The organism is Dyella sp. M7H15-1, assembly GCF_004114615.1.
Lineage (GTDB): Bacteria > Pseudomonadota > Gammaproteobacteria > Xanthomonadales > Rhodanobacteraceae > Dyella_B.
This window is the reverse complement of the sequence record NZ_CP035300.1, coordinates 1,928,085-1,942,747: the sequence shown is the minus strand read 5'-3', so window position 1 is coordinate 1,942,747 and position 14,663 is coordinate 1,928,085. Positions and strand designations below refer to the sequence as shown.

Genomic DNA, 14,663 nt, shown 5'->3' with positions numbered 1-14,663 from the left:
AGCGGTTACTTCAAGCGATCCCAGAGGAAATCGTAGGCAAGTGCGTGCATATAGGCGGTCTGCTTATTGTCTGCGCCGCCGCCATGGCCACCTTCGGTGTTTTCGAAGAACCATGCGTTCTCGTAGCCCATGGCTTGCATCCTCGCGGCCATCTTGCGGGCCTGCACGGGGCCTACGCGATCATCGCTGGTAGCGGTATAGAACAGCACATCCGGATACGTCATGCCGGATTTGACGTTCTGGTAGGGCGAGAAGTTCTTGATGAAGGTCCACTGCTTGGGATCGTCCGGGTTACCGTATTCGGCAATCCATGACGTGCCGGCCGAAAGGTGAACATAGCGTTTCATATCCAACAGCGGCACTTCGCAGGCAATGGCGCCGAACAACTGCGGATATAGGGTGAGCATATTGCCCATCAGCAGTCCGCCGTTGCTGCCACCTTCCGCACCCAGGTGGGCCGACGAGGTGACGCCGCGCTTGATCAGGTCTTGCGCCACGGCAGCGAAGTCTTCATAGGCGCGCAGGCGATTTTCCTGCAGCGCGGCCTGGTGCCAGCGCGGGCCATATTCGCCGCCGCCACGGATGTTGGCGATCACGTACACGCCACCGCGTTCCAGCCAGCTACGTCCCACGCTACCGCTGTAGACGGGCTGCAGTGAAATCTCAAAACCACCGTAGCCATAGAGCAGGGTCCGGTTGCTGCCGTCCAGCTTTAGGTTCTTCGGCGCGATTTCGAAATAAGGCACTTTGGTGCCATCTTTCGAGGTGACGAAATGCTGACTGACGCCGAATTTTGACGCATCGAAGAAGGCCGGGCTTTGCTTGATGATTTGCGCCGGCCCTTCACCAAGCACTCCTCGCTGCAACGAGGACGGTGCAAGGAAGCCGGTAACGCTGAGCCAGTATTCGTCGCTGTGGTCCGGATCGGTGTCGATCACGCTGACGGTGCTGAATTGGGGGGCGTCGGGCATATCCTCATGGGTCCAATGGCCATGGGTTTGCGGGGTCAGCACATCCAGGCGGCTTTTCACATCGTCCATGATGTCCAGGATGAGGTGGTGTTGTGTCCATGAGTAGCTGGATAACGCAGTGTGGTCATCCGGCGTGAACAGCGTAGTGAACTGGCGCTTGCCGACCATGAAGTCGTCGAACTTCGTGGCGATCAGCGCGCCTGAGGGATAGGTGGTGGCGCCGGCAGTCCACGCGCTGCGCAGTTGCAGCAGCAGCCATTCGCGATGCGGGTCGACATTGGCGTCGGTAGGCACGTCGAGATGGATCAGCTTGCCATCCTTGAGCTGATAGGTGTCGCTATGAAAAAAATCGGTGGCTACGGTGACAAAATCGCGCTCGAAGCCGGGAGTGCGATCGTGCGCGGCGCTGACGACCAGATCTTCGGCCTTGCCTTCGTAGACCGTCTTTGCCGAAGTGAGCGGCGTGCCACGCGTCCACAGCTTGGCGATGCGGGGATAGCTTGAGGTGGTCATCGAGCCAGGGCCGAAATCGGTGCCGATGTAGAGGTGATTTTCGTCGATCCAGTTTGCCTGGGTCTTGGCGGCCGGAATCCGGAAGCCATCTTTCACGAAGGATTTGCTGGGAATATCGAACTCGCGCACTTCCACCGCATCGCCGCCGTCGGGCGAGAGGCTGAGCAGGCAGCGGTTGTAGTCGGGCTTCATGCAGTCGCTACCTTTGAATACCCAGTGTTTGCCTTCGGTCTTGTTCAGCGCATCGATATCGAGCAGCAACTCCCATTTGGGATCAGGCTCGCGGTATTCGGCGAGTGTGGCACGGCGCCAGAGGCCGCGCGGATGCGTTTTGTCCTGCCAGAAGTTGTAGAGATACTCGCCGCGACGCGTGACGTAGGGAATGCGTGCGTCCGAATCGAGCACTTCCAGGATGCGATCGCGCGTTTGCGTGAATGGTTGGCTGTCGGCGAACTGCTTCTGTGTCACGGCGTTCTGGGCTTTGACCCAGTTCATGGTGCGTTCGCTGTGGATGTCTTCCAGCCAAAGATAAGGATCGTCGTTGCTGGCGGCTGCGCTGGGTGCTGGGGATGTGTCGTGTGCCTGAGTCATGCCACCTATTATGGCGGCAAGCCCCCATGCCAGCCGGATGATTGTCTTCAAACGCATGTTGCCGCTCCGTGGTTGGACGCGCATGGAAAAGTACGCGGAATGGCTAGCATGCCGATCCGGCGGGAAAATGCCAGTGAGGGAAGTCAAGTACGCGGATGAGTCGGCGGTCATGGTTACCGTCAATCATCATTGACATGCACGGCCAAAATCGCATCAGGGCTGGTGACGACGGCGATGCTTATTCAGCGTTGCCTTACAGCCCTGATGCGGCAGATAGGCATCTAGGGATGCTCTGATCTATTCCACGCCCCCGGCATGACGTCCAGAAGGCCCGCAGGCTGTGCTGCGTGTCGCAGGGCTGGCCGTCTGTGCAAGACGCGCGGCACAGCCTGCGGTCCTTCTGGACGTCACCCTGTCCTTTAAATTCAAGATGTGGGGGCCGCATTGTCTGCACGTGTGGCTACGGCCCAACGTCTCGACAGACAGCCAGTCTGCCTTCACCGTTGGGCCGTAGCCACACGCGCGGACAATGCGGTGACGGGTACGTGGAATAAATCAGAGCATCCCTAGAGCAGCGGGATAAGCAACAGTGCCACGATATTGATGATCTTGATCAGCGGATTTACTGCAGGACCGGCAGTATCCTTATAAGGATCGCCCACCGTATCGCCAGTGACAGCGGCCTTGTGGGCATCGGAGCCCTTGCCACCGAAATGACCGTCTTCGATGTACTTCTTTGCGTTGTCCCAGGCACCGCCACCAGTGGTCATCGAGATCGCCACGAACAGGCCGGTGACGATGGTGCCGATCAGCAAGCCGCCCAGTGCCACCGGTCCCAGCAGAAACCCGACCAGGATCGGGATCAGCACCGGCAGCAGCGACGGAATCATCATCTCCTTGATCGCCGACTTGGTCAGCATGTCCACCGCACGCGAGTAATCGGGTTTGGTCGTGCCTTGCATGATACCGGCGATTTCGCGGAACTGACGGCGCACCTCTTCCACCACCGCACCCGCCGAACGACCGACCGCCTCCATCGCCATGGCGCCGAACAGGTATGGAATCAAGCCACCGATCAGCAGACCGACGATCACGCGGTGATCGGAGAGATCGAAGGTAAATGTGTGTCCTGGATGATCCAGCGCAAGACGGTGCGTGTAGTCGGCGAACAGCACTAACGCCGCCAGACCTGCCGAACCGATCGCGTAACCTTTGGTGACCGCCTTGGTGGTGTTGCCTACGGCATCGAGCGGATCCGTTACGCCGCGCACTTCTGCAGGCAGCTCGGCCATTTCGGCGATGCCACCGGCGTTATCGGTGATCGGACCGTAGGCATCGAGCGCGACGATCATGCCTGTCATCGACAACATGGCGGTGGCGGCAACCGCGATGCCATACAGGCCTGCCAGCACAAACGCACCCCAGATCGCTGCACACACAGCGAGCACCGGCAGTGCCGTCGATTTCATGGAGACACCAATACCGGCGATGATGTTGGTGGCATGACCAGTCGTGGATGATTGGGCTACATGGCGCACGGGGCCATATTCCGTGGCGGTGTAGTACTCGGTAATCACCACGATCACCGCTGTCAGCACCAAGCCAATCAGCGCGCTGCCGTACAGGCGGGTGACACCCAACGTGGCATCGGCCATCAGGATGGACGTGATCGGCCAGAACGCGAGCGCAGCCAGCACGCCCGATACAATCACGCCCTTGTAAAGCGCGCTCATGATCTTGCCACCGACCCCGGCGCGTACGAAGAACGTGCCAATCACTGACGCGATGATCGAAGCACCACCGAGCAGCAACGGATACAACACCGAATTCGACCCAGCCTGATCACCAAGCACGCCGCCCAGCAACATGCTGGCGATCAGCGTGACCGCATAGGTCTCGAACAAGTCCGCCGCCATGCCGGCGCAGTCGCCGACGTTGTCACCCACGTTATCGGCGATGACAGCGGGGTTGCGTGGATCATCCTCCGGAATGCCGGCTTCGACCTTGCCGACCAGATCCGCGCCAACATCGGCACCTTTGGTGAAAATGCCGCCGCCCAGACGCGCAAAGATCGAGATCAACGAGGAGCCGAAGGCCAGGCCTACCATGGCGTGCAAGGCACGTTCCGTGTCATAGCCGAAGTGAATCAGCGCGGCGTAGTAGCCCGTGACACCGAGCAGCGCCAGTCCTACGACGAGCATGCCGGTGATCGCGCCGCCCCGGAAAGCGACATTCAGCGCGGATGCCAGGCCGCCACGTGCTGCCTCGGCGGTGCGTACATTGGCCCGCACCGAGACATTCATGCCGATGTAGCCCGTGGCACCTGAAAGGATCGCGCCGATGGCAAAACCAATCGCCGTGCCCCAATCCAGCGCAAAGCCAATGATGATCAGCAGTATCAACCCCACCAGGGCGATCGTGCGGTACTGACGATTGAGATAAGCGCGTGCGCCTTCCTGAATAGCCGAGGCAATCTGTTGCATCCGTTCGTTGCCTGGCGACTTCGCCAGCACCCAACGTACCGAAAACGCCCCGTACAAAATTGCCACGATCGCGCAAGCCAACGCGATCCACAAGCCATACTGCTGCAGCATCGTTGCCTCCCCATCAGTTGTGAACCATCGTGCCGGCTGCGGCGTGCAGCCAGCGTCATCACCTCATTGCAGGTGTTGGCCAGAGTATAGGCAGAGGCATGCGGATTTCGTGTTGTGCGGCGCAGCGGCTGGCAGTGGTCTGCGCAAAGCGCTGATGTAGCCCGGCGTGTGCATCCTGTCTGAGCTCCTTCCTTATTGAGTGTCCTATGGCACGAGGAAGGGAGCGACTAAATACCGCATGGGGCTTCATCTAGAAAGAAGCGTTATGGGAAGCTGATGCAGCTGACTGCCGTGACAGGTCTGGGCCTCGCACCTTGCAAGGAAAATCCATAAAGAATTCTAAAAAATCATTTAAGCATCGTCCCATATGCCATGTCAGGGCGGCTGATTAACCTGCTTTCGTCCTTTCAGTAGCGTGATGGGCGGCTGCCTGTTGCAAGGCTTCGATTGGCCATCGCGCCGTCCAGCGCCGGCTGGTGTTTCGATGCATTCCTATCATCCATACTTTCACTTCAATGGGGAGCCATTTCATGAGCCATGAAGAAATCGACGCGAGCGAAACTACGGTGTCCGAGATAGTCGTTGCGACCCAGACATCAGCCAAGGCGCCTGCCAGGGTGGGGAGTGTCCCTCTCTGGAGTACGCGTTATGGCATCTTGCAGACCCGTAAATCGGACGATGTAGTGACCCGTTCGCTTTCCAAATACGGCGAATGGATGGAACAGGAACTGGATGTCATCGGTATGTTGTTGGACGAAGGCAGCGTGGCATTGCAGTATGGAGCCGAGTATGGCGTGCATACCTTGTATCTGTCGGCCCTGGTTGGCGACAGCGGTCAAGTGCATGTGGCCGAGCCGCGTCGCCTGGAGCATATTGCATTGTGCAACGCCGTGGGCCTCAATAACTTGCGCAATGTCTATCCGCACCATGTCGGTCTGGGCGAACGCTCCGGGAAATTGGAGCTCGCATCCTCGAATGATCAGCCGGAAGAGCGCACGCATATGGTTGCAGTGGATTCGCTGGAGCTGCCCAATTTGCATCTTTTGAAGGTGAATGCACCAGGTACGCTGATTTCGGTACTTGCTGGCGCGGTCGAGGCGCTGCGTCAGCACAAGCCTGCCATCTATTTTCGACTGTCGACGATGGAGTTGGCCGTAACCGAGATTGAAACGTTGAAGGCACACGGTTATCGCTGCTGGTCGCATCTTCCTTACCTGTATAACTCGGCCAATCTCTCCGGTAACAAGCTCAATATCTTCCCAGGCTGGACGCACCAGAACGTGATCGCGACGCGCCAGCCGAGTTTGGACACTTGCCAGAACTCTGAGCGAGCACGTGCCATGGGGCATTGCGACAACACAAGGCAATGCCCTGAAAGCGACAAGGCACGGCCGAAGTCATCGCGGTTTTTGCTGTACATCCCGATACTGATCGTTGCGGCTTTCAGTATTGGCATCGCAGCGTGCGTTGTCCCGCCAGCCAGTTCGGCGAGGAAACAAACGGATCAGCATTCCGAACTGCCTCAGGTTGCAGCCTGGCGGGACGATGACATCGCAAGCTTGCACTCGCCGTTCGCGAGTGAGCAGACAGGGTGGCGCCCTGCGGATACGCAAACGGAGGTCGATGATGAGAGTCATTCCGTTGCTTCGGGTGCGGCCAACACAGCCGATCCGGCTGCCAGGCATGTAGCGAACACCCTCGCAGAAGCGCCTGTTGAAACGGCTTCCAACAATGGGTCTGCTGATTCCAGCAGTCCGGCCTTTGTAACGTCATCGCCGGGCGAGCCGATGGCAGCGAATGTGTCGGCTCCGGGTCAGCAGCGTGCTCTCACGAGTTACGCAACGCCCGCGTCGGAGGAGCGGATAACGCCTGTTGTTACGAGGACTTCATACGTGTTGTTGACTTTGATGTTTTTAATCGGATTGGCGCTTGGCGTCTTATTGAGCGTCGTGCTGCTTAAACGCCACAAGCGTATGGCGAACTTGCCATCTGCATCAAGAGAGCGCCATGTAGATCCCTTCACGACCTCGGAGTGGACACTCACAGATCCAGATGAGCGCGACATATCTCAACATCCATCAGTGGATACGGTAGTTGCATCGCGGGATGACAGCATCGCTCCTGTAACCGAGCCAATACCGGACGATTCTGCTGGTACACAGCACGTGCTCGACATCGATCTTGTGATTGATATGAAGCCGCTAGCCTTCGATGCCATGCCTGTCTCCTCGACCCGGGCGGAGAACCATGGCCATTCACCCGCCAGGGATTTGCGGCGCGCCACCGTGTTGTTGGAGCAAGGCGAGCCAGAACAGGCGCTTGCGATAATCGAACCCTATCTCCAAGAAAAAGGACTGAATGGCGAGCCGCAGATATCGATGTGCGCTGAGCAGTGGCATCCGTTTGTGGATGTCTATTACCTTGATCATCCCCACCCTGCGCCGTTGGAGCTTGCTGAGCTTCACGCGGATATCCGCTGGCAAATGATCCACCTCAATCGGCACGGTGCGGATTATGCGGCGGCCGCCCGTGCGTTGGAGGCATATCTGGCCATCACGCCGGAAGCTGCCATAGCACGGCTGCGTCTTGGGCATTGCCTGATTGCGCAGGTCGACCGCGAACTTGACGAAATAGCGCAAGGGATGCTGCTTCAATCCTGCATCAATGCCTTGAACGGCTTCGACATGACGAACAACGCCATGCGCCTGATCCAGCTAGGCATGCTTGGGGATGCCATGAGTCGACATGCCCTGCTGGAACCGACTGTGGACGCTAATGCCATTGCCGAGGCGGAGAACGTGCTGCGCGAAGCGCTAGCTATGGATGCAACGGAAGATTCGGGTGTTGCATGGTCGCTGCAAAAGTTGCTGGGCGCGGAGATTCCGGGAATGACCGCTGCGGAAATATCCAGCCGCTTGCAGGAATGCATCGTCATATTGCGCCTCGGTCTGGCTGCATGCGTCGGTACGCCGGATCGTCCGCGTTGGCAGGCAGCCTTGTTGCGGGCCGAGCTGAAAGAGGTGCATTACACGCATCCCAATGTCGCCGCTCGACGACTGCGTTTGCGCGAACTGCATGCCGATTATGCGGAGATGATGTCCTGCGAACAATCGCCTGATGTGCTGACGGCGTGGGTCGAGCTACTATGCGCGATGGCTGAGCCGTTGGTCGGTAGCGCAGCGCGGGAGCGTTACGATGAAGTAGATCAGGTGCTTGGGAGACTCATCGAGAGCGATTCGGCCGACAGCCTCTACGCCATGGCATGGATCAAGATGGTGAATGGTCGACTTTCGATCGAGAGTGAGTCGGGCAAGCGAGATTTGCTGGAGCGAACGACTGCCGTTCTCGAGCCGCGACTGGATATGGCCAGCGACACGCTGCGCCTGCAGGCCAGCAAGCTAGCATTGCAACAAGCGGAGTTGGCCGAGGGACCAGTCGAGCAAGGGAGTGCCTATGCTCGCGCGCTCAAACTGGCACGCCCGCTTACCGCGGTGCCGTCACTCTCCATACCTGCGCTGGGTTGCGCGCTGAGGGCATTGTTGGGGATGCATGAAGATGAGGAACGCCGCGTCTATGCCAAGTGCCTGCGAGTGATTGCCCCGGGCGACGTAGAGCTGATTGGACTGCTGGCAATCAGTGCCTATCGCGATGATCAGTTCGCCGAAGCCTGCCTTGATTTTGAGGCGGCATGGCTGAGGGCCGACAATAACTTCCCGGAAGCATGGCTTGACGCATGGCGTGAAGCGCATCACCGCTGGATGGAATACGGCGACGACGAGTCGCTCCAGCGCAATCAGCGCTATCTTCGGCAAGCCCGAAATCGGTATCGTCGATGATGCCGGCCTAAAGTCCTTACGTGTTGAAGACGGGCAGCTTGCGCGACACGGCTGCGTTCTTCAATTGCACATATTTCGGCAAGCCATCACGCCCATAAGGCGGTGACGCTTCCCCTTGAATCAAGGGTGCGAGATAACGCCGCGCCGCGGCAGTGATGCCGAAGCCATCACGTGTGAGAAAACCCATTGGCATCTTTTTCTCGCGATTGGCGATCTTGTCCAGCGCAGCGGATTCGATTTTCCAGCGATAAGGCGAATCGGACGTTCGCACGATGACAGGCATGACCGCATTCATGCCCGCCAGCGCGTAGTCCACGGCAGCCTTACCTACCGCATACGCCTGGTCGGCATCCGTCTTGGAAGCCATGTGGCGCGCCGAGCGTTGCAGGTAATCTGGCAAGGCCCAGTGATACTTGTAGCCAAGTTTTTCCTTCACCAGCGCCGCGAGCACCGGTGCGACACCACCGAGCTGGGTATGACCGAACGCATCGTGCGTGCCAGCTTCGGCCAGGAATTGGCCTTGCGTATTGCGAATACCTTCGGATGCAACCACCGTACACCAACCCACGCGTTCGACCGTGGCTTTCACCTTGGCGAGAAAGGCGGCTTCGTCGAACACGCGTTCCGGGAACAGGATGATGTGTGGTGGTGCGTCGGCACCTTCGCCGGCAAGTCCCGAGGCAGCGGCGATCCAGCCTGCGTGGCGACCCATCACTTCTAGGATGAATACCTTGGTCGAGGTATCCGCCATCGAGGCCACATCCAGGCTGGCCTCCAGCGTGGACACGGCGGTGTACTTCGCCACCGAGCCAAAGCCTGGGCAGCAGTCGGTGACGACGAGATCGTTGTCCACCGTCTTGGGGACGCCAATGCAGCGAATGTCGTAGCCCATGGCCTTGCCGAGCTGGGAAATCTTCAGCGCGGTATCAGCCGAATCGTTGCCGCCGTTATAAAGAAACCAGCGGATGTCGTGCACGCGCAGCACGTCGATCAGTCGTTCGTATTCGGCGCGATGGGTTTCCAGTGATTTCAGCTTGTACCGACAGGAGCCGAAGGCGCCACCCGGCGTGTGGCGAAGGGCTTCGATGGCAGCGGTGGTTTCCTTGCCGGTGTCGATCAGATCTTCGCGCAAGGCGCCAAGGATGCCGTTGCGTGCCGCATAGACCCTGATGCCATGAGCGCGGGCGTTCTGGATGACACCCGCCGCTGTCGCATTGATCACGGCAGTCACCCCGCCGGATTGGGCGTACAGAAGGCGGCCAGTGGCAGGGTGGGCTTTGGATTTCATCAGGCATTCTCCGGGCGATTTTCAGGTGGTATGTGACAACATGACTCCAGTCACGGATCGGATATTTATCAGCCACTTGGCGTGAAATCGGGACGTGCGTCGTTTGACGTCGCTCAACACAGACGTTACCTTGACCTGCATTCATCTAAGTAGTCCTCACGTAACTGCCGCAGTGTGCGGCAGAACTTGGGATCTTGTGGAGTCATATGCGACTTGTCCTCCTTGGTGCGCCCGGTTCGGGCAAGGGTACCCAGGCAATCCGGCTGAAAGACGAACTCGGCGTGCCGCACATTTCGACCGGCGACATGCTGCGTGCAGCGGTCAAGGCGGGTACGCCACTTGGCCTCAAGGCCAAGGCGGTCATGGATGCCGGCCAGCTCGTTTCCGACGACCTGCTGCTGGGCATGCTGGAAGAGCGCTTCGCGCAAGCGGACGCCAAAGCCGGCTTCATCCTCGACGGCTATCCGCGCAACCTCGCGCAGGCCGACGCGTTGGATCACCTGCTCACCAAGATCGGCCAGCCGCTGGATGCCGTGGTGAAGCTGGAAGTGCAGAGCGAAGTGATCATCAAGCGCTGCGAAATCCGCTTCGCCGCCGAGCACCGCAAGGACGACGATCCGGTCGTGGTCCGCGACCGTCTGAAGGTCTATGCCGAACAGACCGCGCCGGTGGCCGATTTCTACGCTCGCCGCGGCAAGCTGCAGGTGGTGGACGGCGTGGGTAAGCTGGATGAAGTCACCGCGCGCGTGAAGTGCGTGCTGGCGAACGAGACGGTGGCGGCGAGCGGCTGATGCTTTTAGCTCCCTCTCCCCGTTATTGATCAAGAATGGGGAGAAGGTTGGGGTGAGGGGCTACGCTTGCCATGATCTTCAAGCTCACCTCGAGGCGATTTCGTAGTCCTTCATCACAAAGGCGCGCCTGTATCGCACGATTGACCCCTCACCCCAACCCTCTCCCCGGAGGGGAGAGGGGGTAACATCTGGCCTAGGCACACTTACATAGCATGCGTCTGCACATCCTCGGTATCTGCGGCACCTTCATGGGCGGCGTCGCTGCCTTGGCGCGCGAACTCGGCGAAACGGTGGAAGGCTCCGACGCCAACGTCTACCCGCCGATGAGCACGCAGCTCGAAGCACTCGGTATCGAGCTGATGCAGGGCTATAAAACCGAGTATCTGCAACCCACGCCTGACCTCGTCATCGTCGGCAATGCCATGATGCGCGGCAATCCTGCCGTCGAATACATGCTCGACCAGCGACTGCGCTACGTTTCCGGCCCGCAATGGCTAGGCGAGCGCTTGCTGGTCGAGCGCGAGGTGCTGGCGGTTGCTGGCACGCACGGCAAGACCACCACCACCAGTCTGCTGGCGCATTTGCTGGAAAGCGCGGGGCTCGCGCCGGGGTTCCTGATCGGCGGCGTGCCCGGCAATTTCGGCATTTCCGCGCGGCTGGGGCAGGGTCGGCACTTCGTGATCGAGGCGGATGAATACGACAGTGCGTTCTTCGACAAGCGCTCGAAGTTCGTGCATTACCGTCCGTGCATCGCCATTCTCAACAATCTCGAATACGACCATGCGGACATCTTCCCGGATGTCGCGTCGATCCAGCGTCAGTTCCATCATCTGGTGCGTACCGTGCCGGGCAACGGCAAGTTGATCGTCAACGCGCACGATGCATATTTGAGCGAAGTGCTGGCGATGGGCTGCTGGACGCCGGTGGAAACCTTCGGCATCGGCAAGGGTGATTGGCAGGCCACATTGATTGCTTCGGACGGTTCGAGCTTTGCTGTGCAGTACAAGGGCGAGGCGATCGGCGAGATCAGGTGGTCGTTATTGGGCGATCACAGCGTGATGAATGCGTTGGCCGCACTGGCGGCTGTAACAGCGGCGGGTGCTGATCCGCGCGCTTTGCTGCCGGTATTCACTACTTTTGAAAGCGTAAAGCGTCGCATGGAAGTGGTGGGCGAAGTCGGCGGCGTGCGCGTCTATGATGATTTTGCGCACCACCCTACCGCCATTGCCGCCACGCTGGCTGGTTTGCGCGCGAAAGTGGGCAAGGCACGCATTCTAGTTGCGCTTGAGCCACGCTCCAATTCCATGCGCCTGGGTGCGCACGCCGAAGCGCTTGCGCCGTCGCTGAGTAATGCGGATGTGGTGATGTTTCTGCATCGCCCTGAATTGCCATGGGATGCCAGCCGCGTCACCGACGCGCTGCATGGCCGTGCCAGCACGGCGTCCACTGTCGATGCCTTGCTTGCTACGCTGAAATCACAAACACGCGTGGGTGACCATGTGGTGTTCATGTCCAACGGCGGTTTCGAAAACGCGCCGCGTCGTTTCATTGAGCAATTGAGGTTTTTCTGACAACGTTTTAGGTTCTTCCCTATTTTTTTAATTGATGCTTCAGGAGCAGCTTGCTCGCTAGGCGTTTGAGAATGTGATCTCCGCTCTTAATCGCCTCTCTCTGGCGTACGTCTGTGCCAGATGTAGTGACTCCGTTGAAATGCATTGCAAGGGATAGGAGGGAAACATGAAAGCGTCGTGGATAAAAGCATCGGCACTGGTAGTTGGAGTGGTTATAGGGAGCGTAAGTTTCTCAGCTTACGCACAGAAGAACGTTGAAGTCTCTGCCTTAGAAGTGGACGTAAGTGCAAGCCAGTATGTGATGCAAAGTAATGAAATTGCTGCAAAGCTGGCGCCTGTTAAGGCTATCGATGATTTAAAAGCATGTATTGCAAGAACCCCCGTGGACAGCTCGCCGCTTAATTATCTAAGTCCTGCGGCAAAGAGCCGTTTTCTATCCAGTCTTCAATTTAATGAAAAAGGGGTTTCATCGTTTAGCTATGCCGACCTCGAGGCAGAGATGACGCCATCTCAAATATATGAGGTGTTGAGTCTCTTCGGCATTCAACGAACGGTGTCATTCATGAAAAGGGCTCGAGTGATGAATGATACGGATAGGCTAATTATGGGGATGCCTAATGCACCCCTCGGTCAATGTAATGGAGGTAACATGCCAGGTCTTCCTTTGCCAGGTTGCGATCATGACGGATATCGATGTGTGGGGCATGGCTCGTGCGCTCAGTCGATGAGCATGATTTGCACTAGCAATTGCTGATCTTTCTTGCGAGTCCATTTCGCGCGTATGTTTCGAATGCCCATTGCGTTTTAGACATATGCGCGAATTCATTTCATGATCAAGCTACGGTGCAATTATGGAAAGGATTAAATTTGGATGTGTAATTATGTTGGTGCTAGTTATTTCACTATTTCCGATTAATGTTAAATCCGGTTCGGCTGATGGCGTTATGAGTGATGAGTACAATTATTTAATAAGTATCGCAAATTCAGATAAAGATAGTAATGTGAATATAAGAGAAATAAAAAGCAAATATGATTCTTTTTTTCTTGAATATCAAAACGATGCTCGTCTTGAGCATCTATCGAGTGATGATTTGGAGTTGTTGTACAGGTCATCAAATGTAGCTGCATTTTTCACGCAAAATATTAGGTATGTTAAATATATGAGGATGGATGTTGATGTTTTGCAAAGAAGAGGTCTTGCGCACGATAGGCATTATTTGGATCTGTATGAATCTTATATTTCACTAAGGATGTTTGATGAGGCGAGTGAATTAATTAAAAATCACAATTTAAGGTATGCTGAGAAAATTCCTCATGTGATTGTATCGCCAAAAATTAAGGGATCAAGGGCATTTATCGTAGATAAGGAGAGATGCGGCTTAAAGCTGCAGTCAGTAAACATAAATGATGGTGTGAAAATCGTTATCGTTTCTCATCCATTGTGTCATTTTTCTAGAAATGCATCCGATTATATTGAGTCCAATGCGTTATTGAAAAACTATTTCGATCAGCATGCTATTTGGCTCGTGCCTCCATCTCGCAAAATAGAGTTCGACCTCGTTCGAGAGTGGAGCTCGAATCACCAAGGTGGTTCGACAATGCTCGCATACGGCCGCGAGGATTGGTCCATGATTACATCCTGGGATACGCCCACGTTTTACTTTCTCAAAGATGGAAATGTGGTTGACATCGTTGCTGGCTGGCCTAAAGAAGGCAATGAAGCTGCACTTTGGGCTGCTTTACGTAAGGTTGGCCTGCATCCGTTAAACTAGTTGGAGTACATACTGGTGCTGAGCTTGTGACAGCTCACCGAGCTTCTGCTTTTGACAGGCTCTATCATGAGCTCCATGGCTGCTCTGCTTCCCTACACCGAAATACCGTTGTTCCCCCTCAGCACTGTCCTTTATCCAGGAGGACAACTGCAATTGCGCATTTTCGAGCCGCGCTACCTCGACATGGTTCGCGAATGCACGCGAGCAGAGTCGTCTTTTGGTGTGTGTTTGATTTTGGACGGTAACGAAGTGGGGGCTCCAGCGAGTCCCGCCGCGGTCGGAACGTTGGCGCAGATTACCGATTTCAATCACCGCGCCGACGGCCTGCTCGGCATAGTGACTGAAGGAGGCGGGCGCTTTCGCGTACTGCACACACGGGTACGGTCGGATGGTCTGCTGCGTGGCGAGGTAGCGCTCTGGCCGGATGAGGGTACGCAGCAGGTGCCGGTGGAGTTTGCCTTGCTGCAGACCATCCTGGAGCGCCTGATCGAGACCGTGGGGACGCAATGGCGGCACGCACCGCGCGCTTCGTATGGCGACGCGGGCTGGCTTGGTTTTCGTCTTGCCGAGCTGTTGCCGCTGGCTGGGGATGAGCAACAGCATTTGCTGGAAATGACTGACCCGATCCGGCGACTGGCCGTGTTGCGCGATATCCTGCCGCGTTTCCAGAAAGCCTGATAGGAGATGACATGAGCCATCTGGCGGCAAGATCCTATTCATCACCGGCGCTTTGCGT

Annotated in this window: 9 protein-coding genes; 6 read left to right on the top strand and 3 right to left on the bottom strand. The window is 57.2% G+C overall.

Features of this window, described 5'->3' with window-relative positions:
- Positions 1 to 5: 5 nt before the first annotated feature.
- Together EO087_RS09105 and EO087_RS09100 are read right to left on the bottom strand one after the other, a co-directional pair.
- Positions 6 to 2,132: a prolyl oligopeptidase family serine peptidase gene (locus EO087_RS09105; RefSeq protein ID WP_128898593.1), complete on the bottom strand. Its 2,127-nt coding sequence runs from the start codon at positions 2,130 to 2,132 to the stop codon at positions 6 to 8.
- Positions 2,133 to 2,641: 509 nt separating this feature from the next.
- Positions 2,642 to 4,669 (bottom strand): sodium-translocating pyrophosphatase, encoded by a 2,028-nt coding sequence (locus EO087_RS09100; RefSeq protein WP_128898592.1) that lies wholly within the window; start codon positions 4,667 to 4,669, stop codon positions 2,642 to 2,644.
- Between the two features lie 530 nt (positions 4,670 to 5,199).
- On the opposite strand from EO087_RS09100, the gene EO087_RS09095 reads away from it, so the two are divergent.
- Positions 5,200 to 8,505 carry a hypothetical protein gene (locus EO087_RS09095; RefSeq protein WP_128898591.1) on the top strand — a complete coding sequence of 1,102 codons (3,306 nt, stop codon included), beginning with the start codon at positions 5,200 to 5,202 and terminating at the stop codon, positions 8,503 to 8,505.
- Between the two features lie 16 nt (positions 8,506 to 8,521).
- Here the strand turns inward: EO087_RS09095 and EO087_RS09090 are convergent, their stop codons facing one another.
- Complete coding sequence (locus EO087_RS09090) at positions 8,522 to 9,793, bottom strand: 6-phosphofructokinase (RefSeq protein WP_128898590.1); 1,272 nt, start codon at positions 9,791 to 9,793, stop codon at positions 8,522 to 8,524.
- A 206-nt stretch (positions 9,794 to 9,999) separates the two neighbouring features.
- Between EO087_RS09090 and EO087_RS09085 the strand changes: the two genes are divergently transcribed.
- The 5 genes from EO087_RS09085 (at position 10,000) to EO087_RS09065 (ending at position 14,605) form a co-directional block, all read left to right on the top strand.
- Positions 10,000 to 10,584 carry an adenylate kinase gene (locus tag EO087_RS09085; protein ID WP_128898589.1) on the top strand — a complete coding sequence of 195 codons (585 nt, stop codon included), beginning with the start codon at positions 10,000 to 10,002 and terminating at the stop codon, positions 10,582 to 10,584.
- Between the two features lie 212 nt (positions 10,585 to 10,796).
- Positions 10,797 to 12,155, top strand: a complete 1,359-nt coding sequence (gene mpl, locus EO087_RS09080) for a UDP-N-acetylmuramate:L-alanyl-gamma-D-glutamyl-meso-diaminopimelate ligase (RefSeq protein WP_128898588.1) — start codon at positions 10,797 to 10,799, stop codon at positions 12,153 to 12,155.
- 166 nt (positions 12,156 to 12,321) lie between these two features.
- The gene (locus EO087_RS09075; protein ID WP_128898587.1) at positions 12,322 to 12,909 is read left to right on the top strand and encodes a hypothetical protein; all 588 of its coding nucleotides are present in this window, start codon (positions 12,322 to 12,324) and stop codon (positions 12,907 to 12,909) included.
- A 127-nt stretch (positions 12,910 to 13,036) separates the two neighbouring features.
- A complete protein-coding gene (locus EO087_RS09070) occupies positions 13,037 to 13,927 on the top strand; it encodes a hypothetical protein (protein WP_128898586.1) in 891 nt (296 codons plus the stop codon).
- 75 nt (positions 13,928 to 14,002) lie between these two features.
- Positions 14,003 to 14,605: an LON peptidase substrate-binding domain-containing protein gene (locus tag EO087_RS09065; RefSeq protein ID WP_128898585.1), complete on the top strand. Its 603-nt coding sequence runs from the start codon at positions 14,003 to 14,005 to the stop codon at positions 14,603 to 14,605.
- Positions 14,606 to 14,663: the final 58 nt, after the last annotated feature.